This window comes from Guptibacillus hwajinpoensis, from assembly GCF_001039475.1.
GTDB lineage: Bacteria > Bacillota > Bacilli > Bacillales > Guptibacillaceae > Guptibacillus > Guptibacillus hwajinpoensis.
In genome coordinates, this window is the sequence record NZ_LELK01000001.1 from 1,847,878 (window position 1) to 1,868,765 (window position 20,888).

Here is a 20,888-nt window from a genome sequence, read left to right on the forward strand (position 1 = left end):
AATCTATTACTCTCTAAACAATCTTCCTTCAGTGTATGGAATATACGTAACAACAGGGAGGAAAAACATTGAAAAAAACACCACTCGCACTCGCCACAATTGTATCTCTATCACTCATTTCAGGTTATCCATCATCTTCATCTGCTGAGAAGGAACAGCTTACTATCTATTCAGACCAAGAGGAAATGTCCATTTCACTCGTTGGAAGATATAAAAGCGAAGCAGCACTTGATGAAGGTGGAGCAGAAATAGTTGATTACGATAAAAAGCATCAGCGTACTTTTGTTGTAAACGGAGCTGATCAATCTTTAGATATTCTTGATCTATCCTCTACTACTGAAAATAGTAAAATCCCACTTTATAAGAAAGTCTTTTTGAAAGACATTGACCTAGGGTCATTTGTCCCTGGTGATTTAACCAGTGTTGCTGTCCATCCGACTTCAGAATACGTTGCTGTAGCGATCCCCGCTGAGGAGAAAACAGCTAAAGGAATGGTCGCTCTATTTCAAACAAATGGGGAATTCATCAAAGCTTATGAAGTAGACTCATTACCAGATATGGTGACATTTTCACCTAATGGAAAACAGCTTATTGTTGCAAATGAAGGAGAACCGAAGGATGACTACTCCGTTGATCCTGAAGGGAGTGTTTCCATCGTCGACGTAAGCAAAGGAGCTGAGAACGCGAGTGTAAACACAGTTGAATTTAGCTCTCTCGATGAGAAAAAGATCGATGAGAATGTTCGTGTGTTCAGTCCTGATGCTACACCTGCTCAAGATTTTGAACCTGAATACATTCAGGTAACCCCCGACAATCAAAAAGCCTATATTTCTCTGCAAGAAAATAATGCGATTGCAGAGCTTGACTTAGAAACACAAACATTCACAAGTGTGAATAGCCTCGGCTTCAAGGATCATTCCATTGAAGGGAATGGACTAGATGCATCTAATAAATCGGATGAGGTTGATAGTAAACCATTGCCTGTTCTTGGCATGTATCAACCCGATGGAATTGTGCTTTACACAGTAGAAGGAGAAAATTACATCATCACGCCAAACGAAGGCGATTCAAGAGATTACACTGGCTATTCTGAGGAAACTCGAGTGGCTGATCTGGAGAGAGACACAGGCCACTCCATTAAATTAGATGCAGATCATTATAAAGGCTTTACTCAGAAACAGCTCGATCAACTGTTGAAGGACGGCTTATGGAATGAGGAACAGCTTGGAAGATTAAAAGTAACAACAGCCAATGGATTAAATAAAAATGGAGAATATGAAGCTCTTTATAGCTACGGAGGTCGCTCCTTTTCGGTCTATGAAACAGAGGAATTCGAACAGCTCTATGATAGCGGTGATGAGTTTGAGAGAATTACGTCTCAGGCATTGCCGAGTAACTTTAATTCAAGTAATGATAATAATGTGTTTAAAGACCGTAGTGATGACAAAGGACCCGAGCCAGAGACCGCTGAAGTTGGCGAAATTAATGGAAAGCAGTATGCCTTTATAGGACTAGAACGTCAGGGCGGGATCATGGTATATGATATTGATAACCCTGAAAAGCCTCAGTTCGTCACGTATTTTACGAGTCGTGACTTTTCCTCTGAAGATGGGTCTGTGAAAGGAGATAGTGCTCCTGAAGGACTCAAATTCATAGCAGCAGAAGATAGTCCAAGGGGGAAGGCGATGCTTCTTGCTGCTCATGAAGTGAGTGGTACGGTTGCTGCTTACGAGGTTGAAAACTTATCTGTCGAAAAGAAACTCGCAGGTACTGTTAGAGAAGAAACAGCTTCTGTCGTTACTAAAGTAGAAAAAAACAACGTACCTGAATGGATTAAATACGTATATGAAAAATTGGGGATTAAGCAGTTTAACAGCTATAATGGTGAGAGTCATGAAGTAGAAGAAACTAATAAGTAGAAGTATAGATTAATAGAGTTCCATTTAACAAATCCCCTCTCGATATTGGAGGGGATTTTGTTGTGGTAAGGGCATAATACCTCTCTTTTATTACTCTAGTACAGTTACCTTCCGCCAAGTTTCGCTCCAATTCTGACGCCTGGAACGGCATACTATGGGGATATGTCTTAATTGCTGGATTACTAGGGATTGGAATCTACTTCACCATCGTTTCATGATTTGTACAATTTCGATTTATCGGAGAAATGATTCGTGTCCTATCAGAGAAACCAGAGTTCAAAGATGGAACGAAGAATATTTCACCTTTTAAATCCTTTTGCGTTGGTGCTGCAACACGTATTGGTACTGGTAACTTAGCTGGTGTTGCAGTAGCGATCACGTTAGGTGGTCCGGGTGCGGTGTTTTGGATGTGGATTGTCGCCCTTCTTGGTGGAGCAACTGCATTTATTGAAAGTACATTAGCACAGGTCTACAAAATTAAGGGAACTACTTCATTCCGAGGTGGACCTGCTTATTATATTCAGAAAGGTCTTAAAGCTAGATGGTTAGGTATTATTTTTGCCGTGTTAATCGCTGTCACATTCGGATTAATCTTTAATTCTGTTCAAAGTAATACAATTGCATTAGCATTCGAAAACGCATTTGGAATGAACCGACTTGTAATGGGACTAATTATTACAGCCATCACTGGTTTAGTTATTTTCGGTGGAGTACAACGTATTGCGAACTTATCAAGCGTTATTGTACCAGTCATGGCGACACTATATCTTTTGATTGCGATTGGTGTATTAATCATGAACATCACCGAATTACCTTCTGTTATTGCATTAATTGTTGAACATGCTTTCGGATTTGAACAAGCATTTGGCGGTGCAATAGGTGCTGCGATTATGAACGGTGTGAAACGAGGATTATTCTCTAATGAAGCTGGTATGGGTAGTGCTCCGAACGCTGCAGCTACTTCTACAACTTCACACCCGGCAAAACAGGGTCTTATTCAATCACTAGGTGAATTCGTGGACACAATCTTAGTTTGTTCAGCTACAGCGTTTATCATCTTGCTTGCTCCTGTATTCCAAACAGGCGAAGTATCAGGTATTGAACTACTTCAGAACTCACTTGACGCTCATATTGGTGGATGGGCTGGTATCTTTATCTCAATCGCGATTTTCTTATTTTCGTTTAGCTCCATTATTGGATCTTACTACTATGGTGAAACGAACATTGAGTTTATTAAAGAAAGCAAAACAGCATTGTTTATCTTCCGAATCGCCACAATGGCATTTGTATTAATTGGTTCGATTTCAAGCTTAAGTCTTGTATGGAAAATGGCAGATTTATTTATGGCACTAATGACTGTCATTAACTTAATAGCAATTGGGTTATTAGGTAAAATCGCTTTGAGTGTTCTAGGAGACTACGAAAAGCAACGTAAAGAAGGGAAAGATCCGGTTTTCAATCCTTCTAAACTTGGCATTAAAGATACTGAAGCATGGGATGATGAAGAGGAAGAAGAGGAAAAAGCTGCAGGTTAAAAGAACGTTAGAACATGAAAAAAAGTATTCAAGAGCCTGGAGTCTCATGCTCTTTTCGTTCTGCTGTACTAAATTATTTGTTACAACAAAACGACAAATAGAAGAAATACCGCGAAATGGCTTTCATTCATGAGGAAAGGACGTATAATGGACTTATGTTTTTTTATTGAGAGGAAGTAATAGATGTTAGATTATCATTATTACAAAAGCAATGGGAACTCCAAAGAACCCATCATTCTATTACACGGGCTTGGTGGCAACTACGGTATCTTTAATAAGCAGATCGCTGCTTACAAAAAGGACTTCCATGTACTAGCAATCAACTTGCCTGGTCACGGTAAATCACCAGATACCTCAAGTTACCAAACGCCGTTTAGCTTTAATCTAGTAGTCAATGAAATCCTAAAGACTATGAACAAACTAAATATTGAAAAAGCCCATATTGTAGGAATTTCTCTTGGTTCCGTCGTGCTTCATCACATGTTACAACGTGCACCAGAGCGTGTGAAGAGTGCTGTGCTTGGAGGCTGCATTACCAGATTTACGCCATTCTCGTTATTCTTGCTTCATACTGGGAGCGTAATGAAGGGGTTTGTACCACACATGTGGCTATATAAGTTGTTCGCTCATATTATGATGCCTAAATCCAATCATACTAGCTCAAGAAGAATCTTTATTCGAGAAGCAGCTAAAATGAAAAGAAGTAACTTTCTTGCGTGGTATAAATTAGCGCATGAGGTTAGAACAACTTATAAAAACGTCCAAAAGAACAGCATCGATGTTGCGAAACTTTATATAACAGGGCAAGAAGATCACCTGTTTGTAAATCCATTACTGAAAGACACGGCTACTGATGAGAAGGCACAACATCTTATCATAGAGAATTGTGGTCATGTATGTAACGTTGAAAAGCCACGAAATTTCAACGCTGCTTCCATCGCATTTATTCGCAAAAACTGTTCATCCACTATTCCAATCCCCGCTGCAAAGTAAACATAAAGGGAACGTCATCTAGACGTTCCCTTTCCTTTATCTTCAAATTATGACTCTTCTTTATTACCTTTTTCATCTGAATCCCACTTGTATCCTGATTTCCCCATATAATAGAGAAAACCAGCAGATGATAAGATCGTTAAGACTGCTAGGATTAAGCCCATTATCCAAAAACTCCTTTTTTCTTTATTGAGTGAAACTGTATCTCTCGAGAAGAGCTGAATATCGGATCCTATTTAGCCAATTTCAACAGGTTCTAATTTCATAAGAGCGCCGAAATGCTGTTGTGCTGTCGTGAAACAAATAAATGCAAGTAGTTCACTAATTTCTGCTTCGGAAAAGCTTTGCTTTACAACTTCCATAATAGATGGAGATATTTCTCCGTTTTGTTTACTAAATACTTCTGCAAACCCTACCGCAACAGAGATTTTCTCATCAAATGCATCAGGATCAGGTTTCCCTTTCGCTTTACAATATTCACACCCATTGTTCTCTGCTAATGTTCTCCTCACTTGTTCTTTTAAATCAGCTGATAGGAGATCATCTACTTCTAACACATTCCCTAAAGTTGACCATGCTTCCATCACTTTTGGATTATGCCCTAGCAGCTTTTGAAATGGTGTTTCGCCAATGTTTGATGGATTAATAATCGTCATAGTTTTCTTCACACCTCACTCCGTTATTTCGACCTTTCTATCACACTACCAATTATTTCAAAAAGCAACAAACAACTCAATTATTATTTACAAAAAAGAACGCCTTAGGTTACTAAAGCGTTCTAACTCTTAATTCGGTTTATATCTTATTTATTCATTAGAACTGTTAGAAATGTAGTGCTTTACGACTTCATACACGTATTCTTGATTAGCTGCAGCGGTATCTGGATTATATTGGCCATCATTTACTTTATTATTAGATAATACACGAATACCAAGGAATGGTACATCGTAGGCAGAAGCAATTTGTGCTGCTGCGGCTCCTTCCATTTCTTCTACAGATGTACCATATTTCTCATGGAACCAGTTAATTCGATCAACTTCATTGTTCCACACATCCGCAGATCCTATCGTACCCTCAACTACTTTTCCTTTAGTATAAGTATCTTTAACGGCATTAGCGCTTGAGAGTAACTCTTGATTACCATCGTAATAACGAATGTTTTCAGCATCAGGGTCTTCTCCTGCGCTTCCTTCAGAAGCCATCAAATCCATCGGTTTCCATATCGTTGGATCAATACCTTCGCCTTCTTCTTTATTAGCCGTTTTTAATGAGCCAATGTTAACTGTTCGTTTACCTAGAACAATATCAAACACATTTAAGTCCGCATCATGTCCACCTGAAGTACCTTGATTAATAATCGCTAGTGGCTCATACTTCTCAATTGCAATAGCTGTTGCAGCTGCAGTATTTTCCATTCCTTTCCCTGTTTTCGTAACAATTACAGGATAACCATCAAGCGTACCTTTATAGAATACGAACGAACCTGAGGTTTCTTCTTTCACATCATCTAGCTTTTGGGCAAATTCTTCAGCTTCTATCGGCATTGGACCTTGAACGATAACAGGTTTTTGAGCAGCCTCAGTCTCGGCAGACGATTCTGAATTTGATGATTGACATGCACCTAGAACAAGTAGCAATAGAACCCCCATCACCATCGAACCATATTTCACAAATTCTTTTCTTCTCATAAAGCATCTCTCCTTAGAATGAAATTGACTACTACTCTCTCGCTTTTTACTGTTCTACATTTCCACAATAAAAAAAGGGCTAGATTAGGTATGACTTCTACCTTCTAGACCTACAAAAGTTAAAGTATTCATGAACAAACAAAAGAGGACTTTGCTCAATCAGAGATAAGTTGCAGCAAACAACCAAATACTTCAACTCGTAGTCCAGTTCTTATCGTGGGAACTAGGTAGAGACACTCGGACCATATTACCGAGGATATACGAGAAATTTTATTTACGATTAGTACTGTGCAACTATATCAAACACATTTCACAGAATCAACCTAAAAACGAATATTAAACAATAAAACAATAAAATTGTTCGTCTTTTGGTATTTAAATACAATTACTACACTAAAAAATGATCAGTTGTATGTAGCTAGTCATTTATAAACCACTAGAGTTTTTCAATCAGAAAACCGCCCATAATCAAGAATATGGACGGTTTTGTTAAAAGAATATTGTGTTGAAAGAAGAGTTGTATACTACACATTTAAGTTGGTTGCAGCGGAAGGTACTCGACTCCCGAGGAAAACGAGTACCTGGAGCGGAAATCAACCACTACTCTTATAGCCTTAAGAATTATTCTACATAGTCTTCTTTAACTGCAAGCTATTTAGGATCACGCCTACAAAACCTGTCGCAGCTAGAATAAGAGACAGCATGCTAGAGAATAACTGAATCCATCCGAAAAAGGAAATCAGGCCTATGCAGAATAAAAAGAAAGAACTAACTATCGATACTACACTATAGAAACCGTTTGGCTTCATATTAGTTATTTGCTTTAACTTCACTATCTTTTGGTAGAAGGAAAGCTGCCGCAACATAAACTAGTAGAAATACACCTGATGTAAATACAGTCAAAAGAGAATAAATGAACCTTAACAAGCTAGCGTTAATATTAAAAGTCTCACTTAAACCACCAATTACGCCTGCAAACATTTTGTTAGTTGTCGATTTATAGAATTTTTTCATCATTAGCCTCCATTTCTTTTTTACCTCTACTTCTATTGTTTCCTCTTAATCTTACGTTACAAACATTTATAAGTTTCATATTAGTCCACATCTTCCACTTGAAAAACGAGATGTACTGTCGTTCCCATACCGGGTTCACTTTTGTAAAGCAATTCTCCCCCCATACCTTTCACAATACTATGCGAAACCATCATGCCTAGTCCCGTTCCTTTTTCTTTCGTAGTGAAAAAGGGCTCTCCGATGCGACAAAGCTGTTCTTCAGTCATTCCGATTCCTGTGTCTTGAATACTGATTTTTAATTCATTATGTTGCCTAGTAGTTTCAATCGTTAACGTGCCTCCATTTGGCATAGCCTCTATCGCGTTTTTAGAGAAGTTTAATAGGCATTGCTGAAATTTACGTTTTTCGGAATGCATGTACGCTGAAGGAAGATCTATTTTAGCGTTAATGGAGACGTTCATCATAGAAGCAAGTGGCTGAATCACACTAATGCTATGGTTGACTTCACTAATAACGTCGATTCGTTCAACACTTTCAGGATAAGGTTTTGCAAAGGTTAAGTAGTCATTAATAATTTCCGTGGCACGATCGAGTTCAGTAATAGCAAGCTTCATGTACTCTTTCTTTTCTTTATCCTCAAGGTCACCATCGATTAATTGAAGAAAACCCCTGCTAACTGTTAAAGGATTCCTTACCTCATGTGAAATACTAGCTGCAAGATGGCTAACAACCTTTAATTTCTGTCCTTCCATCACTGAATGAAGCAGCTTAAATTGGTTGATAAATACTTCATAAATAAGAGTGGCTAGAACCACACCTATGACACTAATACAGCTAAACAATATCCACATGGACAGTTCGATTTGGGAATTGAAAAAAGTAAGAGAGATGAATGTTGAAACCATCCCTACCAGACCATCCATTGCTGCAGCAACAAGCAATTTTTTCTTTAAATCAAGGTTAAGAAAATGACCAGAAATGAGAGAGGTTGCGATCGTGACAAGAGAAAACGAAAATAGAGTTGGATAAAATCCAGTACCACCGAGTGAGAAACGATAGCTTAACATAACAACCAGGTAAATTAATCCAACCCATTTCCCACCATATAACGCACCTAAAATAAATGGGATTCTCCTGAAATCAAGGATGAAGTTATCATTAATAACAATTGGATACATCATACAGAGGAGAACAGATAGTAACGGAAATAGTGCTAGTAACCATCCAGATGATTTCTTAAGAAAATTCGTATATTTCAAAAGATAGAGGATTTGCATAATACCTAAAGGGGCAAATACTAGTAATAGATTCAATAGGAAGGTCTTAGCTGTGAGAAGCACTCATTTTCACCCCTCGATTTTTTTATGTATACAATAACTTCTTTATTGTCTGTTCTACTCCTCTATTTTACATCAAATGAAAAAAGAGAACATGACCGATTTACTACCGATCATGCCTCTTTTTCTCGAAAAACAAAGTTTTTTCCCTCACAATCCCATATTTAACCATTATAACAGGTATATATATCTAATTTCCTCCCACTTTTCACTACGTACTTTTCACGCTTCATTCCAATACGTTCCGCTACATTGATGGACGCTTGATTCAACGGATCGATTAGCGATAGTAACTTCGGGAGTTTCAACTGTTCAAAACCGTATGCCTTGCATGCGCTAGCCGCCTCTGTCGCATACCCCATTCCCCAATGCTTCCGTGCGAAAAGGTAACCTATTTCTACTTCGACTGATCCTCTAATCTTCTCCAGAACAAGTCCACATTGCCCGAGAAATACCCCTTGATCTTTGTGTTCCACAATCCAAAGCCCAAATCCATATTTCTTATAATGATCTCTTGTCCATTGAATCCAATTCATTGTTTCTTTTCGATCCTTAAGCATTGGGTAATATTTCATTGCTTCCTTGTCACTAAAGACTTCAAAAAGACACTCACAATCTTTTTCTTCCATTTCACGTATTAGTAGACGATCTGTTGTTATTACTCTTCTTGTCATCTTAGCCCGCCTTATACAATTTAGAGCATGAGAAAAAGCTAACATCCAATGCTGACGTTAGCTTCCATACTATTTATCATATACCATTATTTATAAAACATTCATGTCGTGAAAAGGGGGACGCTCAATCTCTTCATCATTCCGATTGTTTACTGTTGCGTATTTTCATGCCGATCTTGCTGACGAAACTCGCCAAATTCAATCGCCTCCAAAATAGCTTCTTCGGAAAATCCTGTGAGTATTGAAATTTGCCTAATGTCACACGTTCTAGACTGGTACTTCTTTATGAATTGAACGGCTACCATGACCTGATACAAAACCTTTGTATACTTACTTAATAGCTGATGACTCATAGAACGTCGGCCACTTCCTCTCCTAGGTATGAGAAGAGAGGAGCATCTCTCCCTTATTATTTAACCTATCATTATTCCTCTCTTCTTCCAATATAAATATCCATATTTAATAAATAATTAATATGAATATTCACATTTTTATCTCCTCTTCATTTATTTACAGAAGATAGATCTATCATTATACTAAAGTCTATATCACTTGACGTGCAGGGGGGCTATTAGCATGAAAGCAGTAACGATTCAAACAGAAGAAGAACTGAAACAAGCATTTTATATTCGCAAAAAAGTGTTTATTGAAGAACAAGGTACACCTGAGGAAGATGAATATGACCAATATGACTCTTTGCACACAGCCGAGCATATTCTTATTCTAGACAAGAACAAAGCAGTCGGAACAGCTAGATGGCGTGTTGTTGACGGCATAGGTAAATTAGAGCGAATCTGCATTCTAAAGTCTCATCGAAAGCTAGGGATTGGTAACAAGATTGTTAACAAACTGGAAGAACTCGCAGCTACGAAAGGCATTGATCGGGTAAAGCTTCATGGTCAAGTGCAAGCAGAAAGATTCTATCAAAAGCTTGGGTATCAAACAGACTCTGACGTTTTTATGGAAGATGGTATACCACACGTGCTTATGTGGAAGAAACTACCTGAAACTAAATCCTCACATCATTCGTAAGTTAGGTGAGCATGAATATTGGGAACACCCTATAAGTAAACTCTAACTCAGGAAAAGGATGAAGACGAATGATGCGAAGCGGAAATCCCGTTTTAAAAAATAACACGTTCAATCGAACACGCGATCAAGGCGAGGCAATGACAATTGGCGGAACTGTGGCCAAAACGTTCTTCCTGTTCCTCTTTCTGCTAGGATCGTCGATTTACACATGGTACCGTTATTCTCAAGGTGAAGATATTTATACGATGATGGTCGTAGGGGCAATTGGAGCATTGATTTTCGCTTTAATTACTGCTTTCTTCCATCGAGCTGCACCGATAACTGGACCCATCTATGCAACGCTAGAGGGATTTGCAATTGGTGGTTTATCCGCGATTCTTGAATCGCGTTATCCCGGGATTGTCATTCAAGCGGCTGCACTAACCTTCTCTGTGATGGGCGTCCTGCTCTTTCTATATGCGGCACGAATTATTAAAGTAACGAAGAATTTCAGACTCATGATTGTATCTGCAACGCTTGCAATTTTCGTTGTTTATATCATTGATCTTGGTCTTAATCTTTTTCTTAACGCAAACGTACCGTACCTTCATTCGAATGGATTAATAGGTATTGGAATTAGCCTCTTTATTGTTGCGATCGCTGCACTTAACCTTGTGCTCGATTTCGACTTTATTGAAAACGGTGCGAACCGAGGGGCCCCAAAACACCTGGAATGGTACGGCGCATTCGGATTGATGGTCACTCTTGTTTGGCTTTATATCGAGATTCTTCATCTTTTACAGAAATTACGAAGATAAAAAGAGAGGGCGCAAAAGTTGCGCCCTCTTCTTTATGTTAGGTTCTTTTCGTATACATTGTTGCTTTTATATAAGTGGTTAATTTCCGCTCCAGGATGCTCGCTTTCCGCGGGGCGGGCGGTGAGCCTCCTCGGCTTCGCCTGCGGGGTCTCACCTGTCCCGCTAGTCCCGCAGGAGTCGAGCATCCTTCCGCTCCAATTAGCTAAGTGCGGTTTTTTTTTTCATAAATTGATTCAAAAGCAATATTCTATTAGAAAAGAGCCTTATGCTATTATACGGTAATAAAGCCACACAGCTCCTTTATCACCTAGCGTTTTTGATTCTAGTAACTCGAGCTTAGTAGCTTCTAGAATGGAAGATAAATCGTCACAATCAAAAATTGTTGGCGTCTTCCTCCCTCCAATCGCTAGTGGAGCTAGAACAATACTCACTTCATCAATAAGTCCTTCACGCAAAAACGCACCATTGATTGAACCTCCACCACTAAGACCAAGACGTCTAAATCCACGATCATAGAGCATTTCAAGTGCTTTACTAAGGTCAATGTGATCCCCACTACCCGACTGTACATATGTAATGTTTTTACTTTCCAACTGCTCAATATAGGAAGGCTCTACATTCTCTCTTGTTACAACAACAAGACCTTCCGTTTGACCCCAATCCATTCGCCCTCTTCCATCAAACACAATATACCCCTTTGACTTTTTTGGTACAGTAATTGGCTGCTTTAACTCTATCCAATCTCCACTCCATACGAGGAGACTTTCACTACCAGATAGGAGGCTATCGCAATTCAATTCATCATAAAGTCTGTGTGTCAGATCATTCGCATCTCCATCTACGTCATGTTCTGTCCATTCCATCACATTGTGGTTCGGCGCAGTAGTAATCCTTCCATCAATTGATGAGAAAACATTTAGCACAACTTCAGGTCTTTTTTTCACACTCATCATCCTTTCTGTTTATCTCCATTATAAAATTTCCAGAAAATGAATGTCAGTGTTTTTTTGAAAATGACTCATTTCATAGACTTTGTTAATTTGGGAGGGGGAGTTGATTGAAGAGGAAGGCTCTTTTCGTGGGCATTTTCTCTAAGAGTGGATAAATTTCCGCTCCAGGATGCTCGCTTTCCGCGGGGCGGGCGGTGAGCCTCCTCGTCGCTAACGCTCCTGTGGGGTCTCACCTGTCCCGCTAGTCCCGCAGGAGTCGAGCATCCTTACGCTCCAATTAGCGAAGTGTAGCTTTTTATATAAAATCTTAGCTTTTAAAAAACAATCCTTAAGAGGAGAGTCTAGAAAATTAAAAAAAGACGTAGCTACGCCTTTTTATCCGTATTTCTTTTGATGCTCTTTCTTCTTCTCTAAATACGCTTCATCTGTTCGAACAATTTTCCACTTCTCTTCAAAAATTCTTGCAGATTCAGCTTTCTCATCATCGATCTCTCGTTCGTTTACATCACCGTCACTATCATACTTTTTTCCACCTTTATAGTTTGCATACCTTCTTGCTCTTGTGTAGCCCATTTGAATAAATTTTCTCGCCATATCCATTCCGACAAAGTCATCGTTATCTTGATACTCTTTGAACATCTCAAAGATCTTCTCTGACGATTCTTTTGCAATCTCAGGTGTTTTAAAACGCCAATGAGGTAAGATCTCACTTTTATACGGCTCGACCATTAGTACACCTTGCTCGCCTCGTCCTACACGATATTTCTCTGGTTGCTCACGGAAATTAATGTTATCAAAATCAAGATCATAATCAAAAGCCATGTAGACCCCTCCTTTTCAGGGAGTATTCCCTGGGGGATCAATCACCTAAACAAATAAAACTTTCTTGATCATTCTCTAGTAATCGCACATCTGTAGGTTTTCACCTGATGTGATAGAGGAAAGATAGGAAAAAGGCAGACATATGACGCTTATGATTCCGGAGGTGTATTGTGGTTATTCTCGATTACTTGATTTATGTATTACTTTCCATTTTGAAGATATTCTTATTTAGCTTCTATACAACTACAGCTTTTGATTTTAGTATTTTCTTAGTAAACCTTGCTGGAATCTTAATTCTTTCTAGTTGGACTTTATTACTTACCATGAAAAAAAGGCGATGGGTTTTGTTTACATTGCTCTTTTTACATAGCACCTTGCTATTATCGGATATGTGGTACTACCGCTATTTCAGTGACTTACTCTCGGTTTCCCTACTTTCTCAAATGCTTCAGATGAGCGATGTGGGTGGCGGTTTTATGACGCTAATACAATTGAAAGACTTTGTCTTCTTCTTAGACCTTGTTATCTTTAGCTTCGTTTTCTACTTCTTGCGTAAGAAGGGACAAAAAGCAACCAAAAAGAGAAGATTGCTGTTTGCAGGAGTGACTCTTTTTACCGGTATAGTCCTATTTGTTACCCCTCTTTACACTAGTTATGTAGACAAGGAGGAGTGGTTGGTCAATTCATCCATTTCAGATATGCGCGAATATTATCATCTAGGTTTCTGGGGTTATCATGGAGCCGATCTTTTAACTTTTGTTAAGCAGCAGATAAATGAAGATACTGACGTAAACGTAACTGTCAAAAACAATCAACCTATGAATAAGAATCTTGAGATTGCAAACGCACCAAATATTATCCTTGTTCAACTCGAATCGTTTCAGGATTCATTGATCGATAAGGAAATAAACGACCAGGTACTAACACCAAACCTGAACGGACTAAAGGAAGAGTCGCTCTATTTCCCATCGTTTTATCATCAAACACATGAAGGCAGAACGTCTGATGCCGAATTCATTACGAATACGTCTCTCTATCCTTTGAAGTCAGGTTCTGTATATACACGCTACCCTACGAATGAATTTGCCGCGTTACCAGAGCTTCTTCAAAATGCTGGGTATGAAACAGCAGCGATGCATGCTTTTGAAAAAGGTTTTTGGAACAGGGATCGAAGCTATGAAAATTTAGGTTACGATCACTTTTTCAGCGATCAAGATTATCCAAATGGAGAGAAAATCGGAATGGCATTAAATGATAAGCGCTTTTTCACTGAATCCATTAAACATATGGAAGAACTGGATGAACCTTTCTTTGCATTCATGGTTGCTCTTACAAGTCACACGCCTTACGAAATACCTAAAGATCAAGCCCAACTAGATTTAACCGGCTATGATAACTCCCTTTTAAAAAGCTATTACCAAACGGCACATTATGTCGATCAGGCCGTAGGGCTGATGATTAAGGAATTGAAACAGAAAAACATGTGGGACGATTCTCTCGTTATTTTCTATGGAGATCATGATAGTGGTCTCACGAAACCTGGCGGAGAAATGGCAAACAAAGTGAATGCTGAAAGTCCAGTAGACTATTTTGAACTAGATCGGCAAGTTCCACTCTTTATTAAGCGTCCTAACTCAGAACAAGGAGAAGTGATCAACGAGAGTGGCGGTCAAATTGATATTGCCCCAACGATTCTTGATATTCTAGGAACAGAACCACCATACATGATGGGTGATTCATTGCTTAATGAAAAACCGAATTTGACAGGCTTTCGCGACGGATCCTTCCGCTATCAAGACCTTTATTATAAGCCTGATTTAACGAAGGATATAGATGAAGGAACGTGCTATTCTGTTTCCACAGAAAAAGAAGTTCCTATTGAAGAATGCGAAAAACACGTAGAAGAAATTTCAGATCAGCTTCAATTATCTGATCGTATCATTGAGAAAAATGCATTAGAGGAATGAAAGAAAAACGCATTGACCTATAGTAGGTTCAATGCGTTTTTTATGGAATTCAGGACTATTTTATTATTGATGCTCTTAAATTAACACCATGTTTCATATAGCCTTTTAAACACGTTAGCATATAAACCCAGCCTTCTTTCGTTTTTAAAACCTATTCCTTCTTACCATTTCATATCATTCATACCAGACCCTTTTGCTCATGTATCTATTTCCACTATCCTTTACTAGCATGATATTCTGTCGAAACGACAGTTAGATCGTTGCTTTGTACCTATTCACTAATTGGGAAATATAGCTAAATAGTTCCTTGTTTAACATTCAGAACCTTCTTATAGTTATGGTGACAAGACATGTATCAAAACTACGGGAGGGTTCTATGAAAAAATGGTTGATGTTTATGCTCGTTTTGGTTCTCTTATGTACGCCGTTACTCGCCAATGAAGTTCATGCAGGAATCCTAGGCAAAGGGGATGCTACAGGCACCCCAGGTGAATGGTATATAGGTGACCAGCCTGCAACTGTTAAACCTGGTTCATTGCCAATTGTATTTGTTCATGGATTAAACAGTTCCTCAAATATCTGGATTGATCAGAACGACATGGATGAAATCACCTACAACGAGAACTACCAAACAGCATTCATTAACCTCTATCCTACGAAAAACATGTGGGACAACGGCCAGCTCCTTGCTAGTAAGCTTTCTGAAATGTATACGTATTTTGGTAAGAAAATGATTCTGGTAACCCATAGCAAGGGCGGCGTGGATGCTCAAGCTGCTCTCGTTCATTCCAATGCCGGGAAGTATGTTGAGAAAGTCATTACCCTTTCTACTCCACACCACGGTTCACAGCTAGCGGATCTAGCTTATAGCAATTGGGCGGGGTGGCTTGCTGCAATTATCGGCAATCGAAATGATGCAACATACTCCCTTCAAACCGGTTACATGAGTTATTTTCGCTCAATTACTGATTCCAACCCAAATTCCTTACTTACACCGTACTATACGTTTGGTGGAACGAGTTGGGGTAACTTCGGTGGCTCATTATATTGGGGTGGGCTGTATCTTAGACAATACGGTTCGAACGATGGCGCTGTAACTGTCACGAGCTCAAGGCTTCCTTATGGAAATGAGGTTCGCATCGGAAAATGGGATCACTTTACGATTAAAAACGGAAGCACCACCTTCAATTTATTCCAGCCTTATTTAACAAAGAATGTCGCTGCATTCACATCACTTCAACCTTCTATCATTGCAGAGGACGACCAAGAAGCAAATGTCGTTGTTCGGGGCGGAAAATTTACTGGTAAGAAAGTTGAAACGTTCGAGGTTGAAGAAAACACGAAAAGTATTGCATTCGATTGGATGAGTCAGAATAGCGATTCGGTCATTACGCTTGAAGGACCTAACCATCAAACGTATACAAATATGACAAAAACATACGATACCGGCATGTTTCAAGGCGCAATTCACCATCAAATGAGCGTCACATCACCCGCTGCTGGAACTTGGAAAGTAAAGGTGAAACAGCCTAAGAAAGAAAGTTACCTGATGCAAGTAGTATATGAAAGTGAACTAAATGCCGATCTCACCATTGAAGCAAGCTCTAAAAAAGAGGTAAAGCTTCAAGTTAATCCAACAAAAGTTGATCGTAAGTCCATTAGCGGCGATATTGTTATCCAATATAGCAAGAATGGGAAAACAAAACAAAAGAAGATCTCCCAAAAGAAATTCAACTCTCTCGAATCATTTCCAATCAAAGATGCAGGTGAAGGCGTTTATCACATTATGCTTGATGTAAAAGGAGATACAAAAAAAGGCGAACAGTTCGAGCGAACCATTCTTTATACGATCTACGTCGATCAAAATGGAAAAATGTATAAGCCATAAATAAAAACAGAAATCCAGGCTCATCAGGCCTGGATTTCTGTTGCCTTATCCTCTGTTCTGATACCATTCCAACGCTTTCGCTTCAATCTCTTTAACTAAGGAATCTTTGCCATTAATATAAGACTCCATATCAAAAGGATACTTACTCGCTAGCTCCTCTTTCTTCTCACTATAGCGTTGATGATCTATCCGATGCTCGCTTAAATAGTCTCGAAACGCTAGATGACGATCGATGTCTTGACTTCCGCTTTCGAATACATGAACGTGATGCGAGCGGTTATCCCCACCTTTTTGGAAGTAGCGCCGTTCTTTGATCCCGTTTTCACCTTTTCCTTCATATCCTATTTCTTTCATCTGCTCATTTTTCGAATCAATAAGAGCTAAATTCTTCACAACAGGCATGAGATCAATGATTGGCTTTGCCTTCATTCCACTAATTGATGTACTGCCGATATGATGAATCTCAATCACATTATCTCCAAAAACACGCTCCAATTTCTGTGCTTCTAGCTGAAACATTTCTAACCATACTTCTTTATACTCGTGAACCTCGACTTTTCTCATTTCTTTCACCTCACCTACCTTCATCAACTTGTTCCCTCCGGATAAACTTCTATATCTGGCAGTCCTGCACCTCTCTAGTATGGTTTATTGTCCACTTTTTTGTTTTATTAGCCAAAACGGAAATGTATTGTCCAAATTCGAAATATATTAGCCAATTTCTTCTTTTATTAGCTAACTAGAATAAGTCTAATCACTGACAAAGCAACATTTTCTCACCTCATTCCGGGGATTTAGCCCTGAAACAATAGGTTTGTAAGCTGAGTCGTTTAGGAGTATAATTTGATAATTGATTGTTGAAATTGAACTTTAGCACATTAGCTTTCTATAAAAATCAAAAAAATGAGAGGAGGGTTGAAGTTGGCAACTCAACCTTATAATAAAGTTCTCATAGCCGCGTTATTGCTGGCTGGGTCCTTTATTACGATTTTGAATCAAACCCTTATGATTACAGCGATCCCGCCTATTATGGAGGAAATGAACATTACAGCTAACACGGCTCAGTGGCTGACAACCGTATTTATGCTCGTAAACGGAATTATGATTCCAATTAGTGCGTTCTTACTTGAACGATTTACATCTCGACAGTTATTCATGTCGGCGATGGGAATCTTTGCAGTTGGAACGATTGTTGGTGGGCTTGCTCCTAACTTTGGCGTCTTGCTTATGGGTAGAGTCATTCAATCTGCTGGAGCTGGAGTTATGCTCCCACTAATGCAAACCGTGTTTCTGATGATATTCCCAGTTAACAAACGCGGTACAGCGATGGGCTACATTGGTCTAGTAATCTCTTTCGCGCCAGCCATTGGACCTGCATTGTCTGGTTGGATTACAGCGAACTATTCTTGGCGTTTGCTTTTCTGGGCTATTCTACCGCTAGCACTACTCATTCTCATCATTGCTCGCTTTGTTATGAGAAACGTAACAGAACTTACGTATCCGAAAGTCGATCCAATCTCGATCATTCTTTCATCAATTGGGTTCGGCGGTTTACTTTATGCATTTACAAGTGCTGGGAACTATGGATGGGACAGTGCAAGAACGATCGTTGTACTTCTCATCGGAATAATTGCACTCACCACCTTTATCTTAAGACAGCTTAAAATGTCGCATCCTATGCTTGAATTTAGAGTATTCAAAGACAAGATTTTTACGATTACGACCATTATCGGTATGATTATGTTTCTTGGATTAATTGGTGCAGAGACGCTGATTCCACTTTATATGCAGAACATGAGAGATTTCACTGCTTTTGAATCAGGATTAGTTCTATTACCGGGTGCAGTCATAGTTGCTTTCATGTCTCCTCTTACTGGACGCATATTTGATAAATTCGGTGCACGCATGCTTGCGATCGTTGGGTTAACGATTGTAACAGCAGCGACGCTTGGTTTCTCATTCCTTGGTACAGCAACAACCATTACGTTCTTAACTATTATGTATGCCATTCGAATGTTTGGCTTGTCGATGGTGATGATGCCTGTAACAACTGCTGGATTAAACCAAATGCCTCGGCACCTTATCCCGCACGGGGCAGCGATGAATAATACGATGCGCCAAGTTGCGGCATCTGTGGGTACGGCGATTCTAGTTACTGTGATGACAACAACAACACAAACGGCACAGGAATCTTCTATATCCAATCCAGATATTTATGGTGTAAATGTTGCTTTCCTAGTGATTCTTGCTCTAACTTTTGTTGGATTAATTCTGACGTTTTTCATTAAAAAGAATGGTCCTAGTGAAGAAGATGTTTCGAAAGAAATACCGCAAGTCGAGGAAGAAGAAACTGCTAAAACAGTGAATATGTAACCTACCGAAGTAACGCTCAGCCAACTTGCGCTGAGCGTTTTTTGTTACACATCCAGTGAATCTAGCACGCTATCGCTTTGAGAAGTCTTTCTTTTTGAAGGTAGACTTTCATATATGAGCAACCCAATAGCAAAACAAAGCATGACCACCGATCCAGTGACAACACTAAACCTGATGGAAATCAACTCAGCAAGTACCCCGCAGGCTAGCATAACAAGTATGGTGAAAAGTGCTTCAACAAAGCTATATAAACTCCCAATTCTCCCCATAACGTCAACGGGTACATTGTTTTGATAGAACGTGTAAAAACCTGTATTCATAAATGCAAGCGAAAAAGATAAAACGAAGCATCCAATCGAAGCTAGTGTAAAACTAGAAGATAACGTAAACACTAGGTACCCGCATGCTAGAACCATAGCTCCCATTCCCATTAGCCAGGAATCGGATAGCACTCTTGCGACCAACGTATTGATGATGGCGCCGAGTAGGATACCCGCTCCCGCTACACTTACGAGAAAGCCGTATTCTGTATTCGTTAACAACAAGACTTCTTTAGCAAATGCCGCTTCAAGCGAATCTACTCCCCAAGTCATCACGGTAACTGCGCTGAAAAAAGAATAGATGATCATAACATAGCTTGATCTGCGGCTAAAGTGATAAACAGCACGCCAATCTTCTTGTAGTGTTGCTAGTGAAAAATTGCCAGAAGCTCTTGTTGTCATTTTACCTCTCTCTACATCTGGTAATAAGTAAAAGAGTCCTCCTGCTACTAGAACAGCAGCTGCATTGATGAAAATAGCGTCGATAGGCGTTCCGATCATAAACAATAACCCCGCAATTGCTGGTCCAATAACAAAAGCTCCAGAATCGACTAAACTTCGTACTGCATTAAATCGTTTACGCTCGTTTCTAGAAATCAACTTCGTGATATACGTCATTGAAGTGGGATGAAACACCGAGCTTGCCATATTAATAACGAGAACGAAACCATATAGGATCCAGAGCGATCCTATAAAAGGAAGACAGGTAATGACACCCGCTTCAAAGATCGTGAGCCCTATCATTAATCTTCTTTTGTTCATACGATCAATTAACGATCCTGACCATCCATTCGTAAAAAGAATCGCGAGAGGTTTAAGTAAATACAGCCCTATCACCGCAAGCGCTGACCCTGTTCGATCAAGTATAATTAAATTAAGGGCAATGTGGTAAATCCAGCTCCCAACATTCGAAATTCCGATCCCACATAAAAGAATGAATAGATTTCTCGTTACCTTTTTCATAACTAGCTCACTCCAATCGCGATAAGTATGGTCTAACCAACTAAAAAAATCTCACCCCCAGGACGTATAGTCCTGGGGGCGAGATTACTTATCGCGGTGCCACCCCAGTTTAGTCATGTGTCGCCACATCACTCTTATCGGGTACGGCATGAACTGCTTATACCCTAAGCTCTATAACGGGAGCACCCGTTACACCATCACCACATTCGGCTCCAATGTACAGCTCGGAGGCTTGTTTCGATTACACTATTCTTGCTCCTTTTCAGCTAACAGAGCTCTCTGTATAGAATCATGTAATCTACTCTTCTCTTCATTGCGTTTAATTTGTTATAGATTACCAGAACGACGTAATAAATGTAAACACTTTTCTGAAATCACTGATTTTCTCTTCCAAAGAATGCCTTATGTTTCGATGCTATAAAGTGGTTGATTTCCCCTCCTATCACCTTTGAATAGTGACTATAAAAAAGCTAGATCATTTGAACTACAAACAGTTACTTTGAACTACAAACTTTTAATTACACTAGCGAATTTAGTAGTTCATTTCGATTATTTGTCGGAAATGGTAAAGGACAATGTAGAAAGCTGTTGAATCCTCTCCTTAACCCGAAGAGAA

17 protein-coding genes, 1 pseudogene, 1 riboswitch and 1 other annotated feature are annotated in these 20,888 nt (G+C 39.3%); of the genes and pseudogenes, 8 read left to right on the plus strand and 10 right to left on the minus strand.

The genetic code is table 11. From position 1 onward, the window contains the following. Nucleotides 1-68 precede the first annotated feature (68 nt). From AB986_RS09275 to AB986_RS09285, 3 genes and pseudogenes are all read left to right on the plus strand, one after another. On the plus strand, nt 69-1,919 hold the full coding sequence (locus tag AB986_RS09275) for a choice-of-anchor I family protein (RefSeq protein ID WP_053216102.1): 1,851 nt from the start codon (nt 69-71) through the stop codon (nt 1,917-1,919). Between the two features lie 89 nt (nt 1,920-2,008). Then, nucleotides 2,009-3,454 (plus strand): annotated as a pseudogene (locus AB986_RS09280) (alanine/glycine:cation symporter family protein). Between the two features lie 183 nt (nt 3,455-3,637). Next, on the plus strand, nt 3,638-4,447 hold the full coding sequence (locus AB986_RS09285; protein ID WP_048310549.1) for an alpha/beta fold hydrolase: 810 nt from the start codon (nt 3,638-3,640) through the stop codon (nt 4,445-4,447). Between the two features lie 236 nt (nt 4,448-4,683). On the opposite strand, the gene AB986_RS09290 is transcribed toward AB986_RS09285, so the two are convergent. The 6 genes from AB986_RS09290 to AB986_RS09315 form a co-directional block, all read right to left on the minus strand. Further along, nucleotides 4,684-5,103 carry a carboxymuconolactone decarboxylase family protein gene (locus AB986_RS09290; RefSeq protein WP_048310550.1) on the minus strand — a complete coding sequence of 140 codons (420 nt, stop codon included), beginning with the start codon at nt 5,101-5,103 and terminating at the stop codon, nt 4,684-4,686. A gap of 150 nt (nt 5,104-5,253) precedes the next feature. Next, complete coding sequence (locus AB986_RS09295; protein WP_048310551.1) at nt 5,254-6,135, minus strand: 5'-methylthioadenosine/S-adenosylhomocysteine nucleosidase; 882 nt, start codon at nt 6,133-6,135, stop codon at nt 5,254-5,256. A gap of 180 nt (nt 6,136-6,315) precedes the next feature. Beyond that, a riboswitch (purine riboswitch) is annotated at nt 6,316-6,419 on the minus strand. 526 nt (nt 6,420-6,945) lie between these two features. After that, nucleotides 6,946-7,152: a PspC domain-containing protein gene (locus tag AB986_RS09300; protein WP_084006469.1), complete on the minus strand. Its 207-nt coding sequence runs from the start codon at nt 7,150-7,152 to the stop codon at nt 6,946-6,948. Nucleotides 7,153-7,229: 77 nt separating this feature from the next. Further along, nucleotides 7,230-8,489, minus strand: a complete 1,260-nt coding sequence (locus AB986_RS09305) for an ATP-binding protein (RefSeq protein WP_048310553.1) — start codon at nt 8,487-8,489, stop codon at nt 7,230-7,232. Between the two features lie 161 nt (nt 8,490-8,650). Next, entirely contained in the window at nt 8,651-9,160 is a 510-nt protein-coding gene (locus AB986_RS09310) for a GNAT family N-acetyltransferase (RefSeq protein ID WP_048310554.1), read from the minus strand. 149 nt (nt 9,161-9,309) lie between these two features. After that, on the minus strand, nt 9,310-9,513 hold the full coding sequence (locus AB986_RS09315; protein ID WP_048310555.1) for a hypothetical protein: 204 nt from the start codon (nt 9,511-9,513) through the stop codon (nt 9,310-9,312). Nucleotides 9,514-9,736: 223 nt separating this feature from the next. On the opposite strand from AB986_RS09315, the gene AB986_RS09320 reads away from it, so the two are divergent. Together AB986_RS09320 and AB986_RS09325 are read left to right on the plus strand one after the other, a co-directional pair. Further along, entirely contained in the window at nt 9,737-10,192 is a 456-nt protein-coding gene (locus tag AB986_RS09320) for a GNAT family N-acetyltransferase (protein WP_048310556.1), read from the plus strand. Between the two features lie 71 nt (nt 10,193-10,263). Next, nucleotides 10,264-10,989: a Bax inhibitor-1/YccA family protein gene (locus AB986_RS09325; RefSeq protein ID WP_048311039.1), complete on the plus strand. Its 726-nt coding sequence runs from the start codon at nt 10,264-10,266 to the stop codon at nt 10,987-10,989. A gap of 263 nt (nt 10,990-11,252) precedes the next feature. Here AB986_RS09325 and AB986_RS09330 read toward each other — a convergent pair whose 3' ends face one another. Next, nucleotides 11,253-11,933, minus strand: coding sequence for a RibD family protein (locus tag AB986_RS09330; RefSeq protein WP_161797358.1), 681 nt, complete (start codon nt 11,931-11,933; stop codon nt 11,253-11,255). Nucleotides 11,934-12,314: 381 nt separating this feature from the next. Then, a complete protein-coding gene (locus tag AB986_RS09335; RefSeq protein ID WP_048310557.1) occupies nt 12,315-12,761 on the minus strand; it encodes a DUF4385 domain-containing protein in 447 nt (148 codons plus the stop codon). Nucleotides 12,762-12,931: 170 nt separating this feature from the next. Here AB986_RS09335 and AB986_RS09340 point away from each other — a divergent pair, with 170 nt between their 5' ends. Together AB986_RS09340 and AB986_RS09345 are read left to right on the plus strand one after the other, a co-directional pair. After that, a complete protein-coding gene (locus tag AB986_RS09340; RefSeq protein ID WP_048310558.1) occupies nt 12,932-14,728 on the plus strand; it encodes an LTA synthase family protein in 1,797 nt (598 codons plus the stop codon). A 376-nt stretch (nt 14,729-15,104) separates the two neighbouring features. After that, nucleotides 15,105-16,616 carry an esterase/lipase family protein gene (locus AB986_RS09345; RefSeq protein WP_048310559.1) on the plus strand — a complete coding sequence of 504 codons (1,512 nt, stop codon included), beginning with the start codon at nt 15,105-15,107 and terminating at the stop codon, nt 16,614-16,616. Nucleotides 16,617-16,661: 45 nt separating this feature from the next. On the opposite strand, the gene AB986_RS09350 is transcribed toward AB986_RS09345, so the two are convergent. Continuing rightward, the gene (locus tag AB986_RS09350) at nt 16,662-17,204 is read right to left on the minus strand and encodes a GrpB family protein (protein ID WP_236690364.1); all 543 of its coding nucleotides are present in this window, start codon (nt 17,202-17,204) and stop codon (nt 16,662-16,664) included. Nucleotides 17,205-17,537: 333 nt separating this feature from the next. Between AB986_RS09350 and AB986_RS09355 the strand changes: the two genes are divergently transcribed. Continuing rightward, on the plus strand, nt 17,538-18,989 hold the full coding sequence (locus AB986_RS09355) for an MDR family MFS transporter (RefSeq protein ID WP_236690337.1): 1,452 nt from the start codon (nt 17,538-17,540) through the stop codon (nt 18,987-18,989). Between the two features lie 44 nt (nt 18,990-19,033). Here the strand turns inward: AB986_RS09355 and AB986_RS09360 are convergent, their stop codons facing one another. After that, a complete protein-coding gene (locus tag AB986_RS09360; RefSeq protein ID WP_048310561.1) occupies nt 19,034-20,272 on the minus strand; it encodes an MFS transporter in 1,239 nt (412 codons plus the stop codon). A 71-nt stretch (nt 20,273-20,343) separates the two neighbouring features. Continuing rightward, nucleotides 20,344-20,595, minus strand: a binding site (T-box leader). Nucleotides 20,596-20,888 lie beyond the last annotated feature (293 nt).

Excerpts from the sequence above, each read along its gene's own strand:
- AB986_RS09285 (WP_048310549.1), top strand. The coding sequence starts at position 3,638 with ATGTTAGATTATCATTATTACAAAAGCAATGGGAACTCCAAAGAACCC.
- AB986_RS09290 (WP_048310550.1), bottom strand. The coding sequence starts at position 5,103 with ATGACGATTATTAATCCATCAAACATTGGCGAAACACCATTTCAAAAG.
- AB986_RS09295 (WP_048310551.1), bottom strand. The coding sequence starts at position 6,135 with ATGAGAAGAAAAGAATTTGTGAAATATGGTTCGATGGTGATGGGGGTT.
- AB986_RS09300 (WP_084006469.1), bottom strand. The coding sequence starts at position 7,152 with ATGATGAAAAAATTCTATAAATCGACAACTAACAAAATGTTTGCAGGC.
- AB986_RS09310 (WP_048310554.1), bottom strand. The coding sequence starts at position 9,160 with ATGACAAGAAGAGTAATAACAACAGATCGTCTACTAATACGTGAAATG.
- AB986_RS09315 (WP_048310555.1), bottom strand. The coding sequence starts at position 9,513 with ATGAGTCATCAGCTATTAAGTAAGTATACAAAGGTTTTGTATCAGGTC.
- AB986_RS09320 (WP_048310556.1), top strand. The coding sequence starts at position 9,737 with ATGAAAGCAGTAACGATTCAAACAGAAGAAGAACTGAAACAAGCATTT.
- AB986_RS09325 (WP_048311039.1), top strand. The coding sequence starts at position 10,264 with ATGCGAAGCGGAAATCCCGTTTTAAAAAATAACACGTTCAATCGAACA.
- AB986_RS09335 (WP_048310557.1), bottom strand. The coding sequence starts at position 12,761 with ATGGCTTTTGATTATGATCTTGATTTTGATAACATTAATTTCCGTGAG.
- AB986_RS09345 (WP_048310559.1), top strand. The coding sequence starts at position 15,105 with ATGAAAAAATGGTTGATGTTTATGCTCGTTTTGGTTCTCTTATGTACG.
- AB986_RS09350 (WP_236690364.1), bottom strand. The coding sequence starts at position 17,204 with ATGAAGGTAGGTGAGGTGAAAGAAATGAGAAAAGTCGAGGTTCACGAG.
- AB986_RS09360 (WP_048310561.1), bottom strand. The coding sequence starts at position 20,272 with ATGAAAAAGGTAACGAGAAATCTATTCATTCTTTTATGTGGGATCGGA.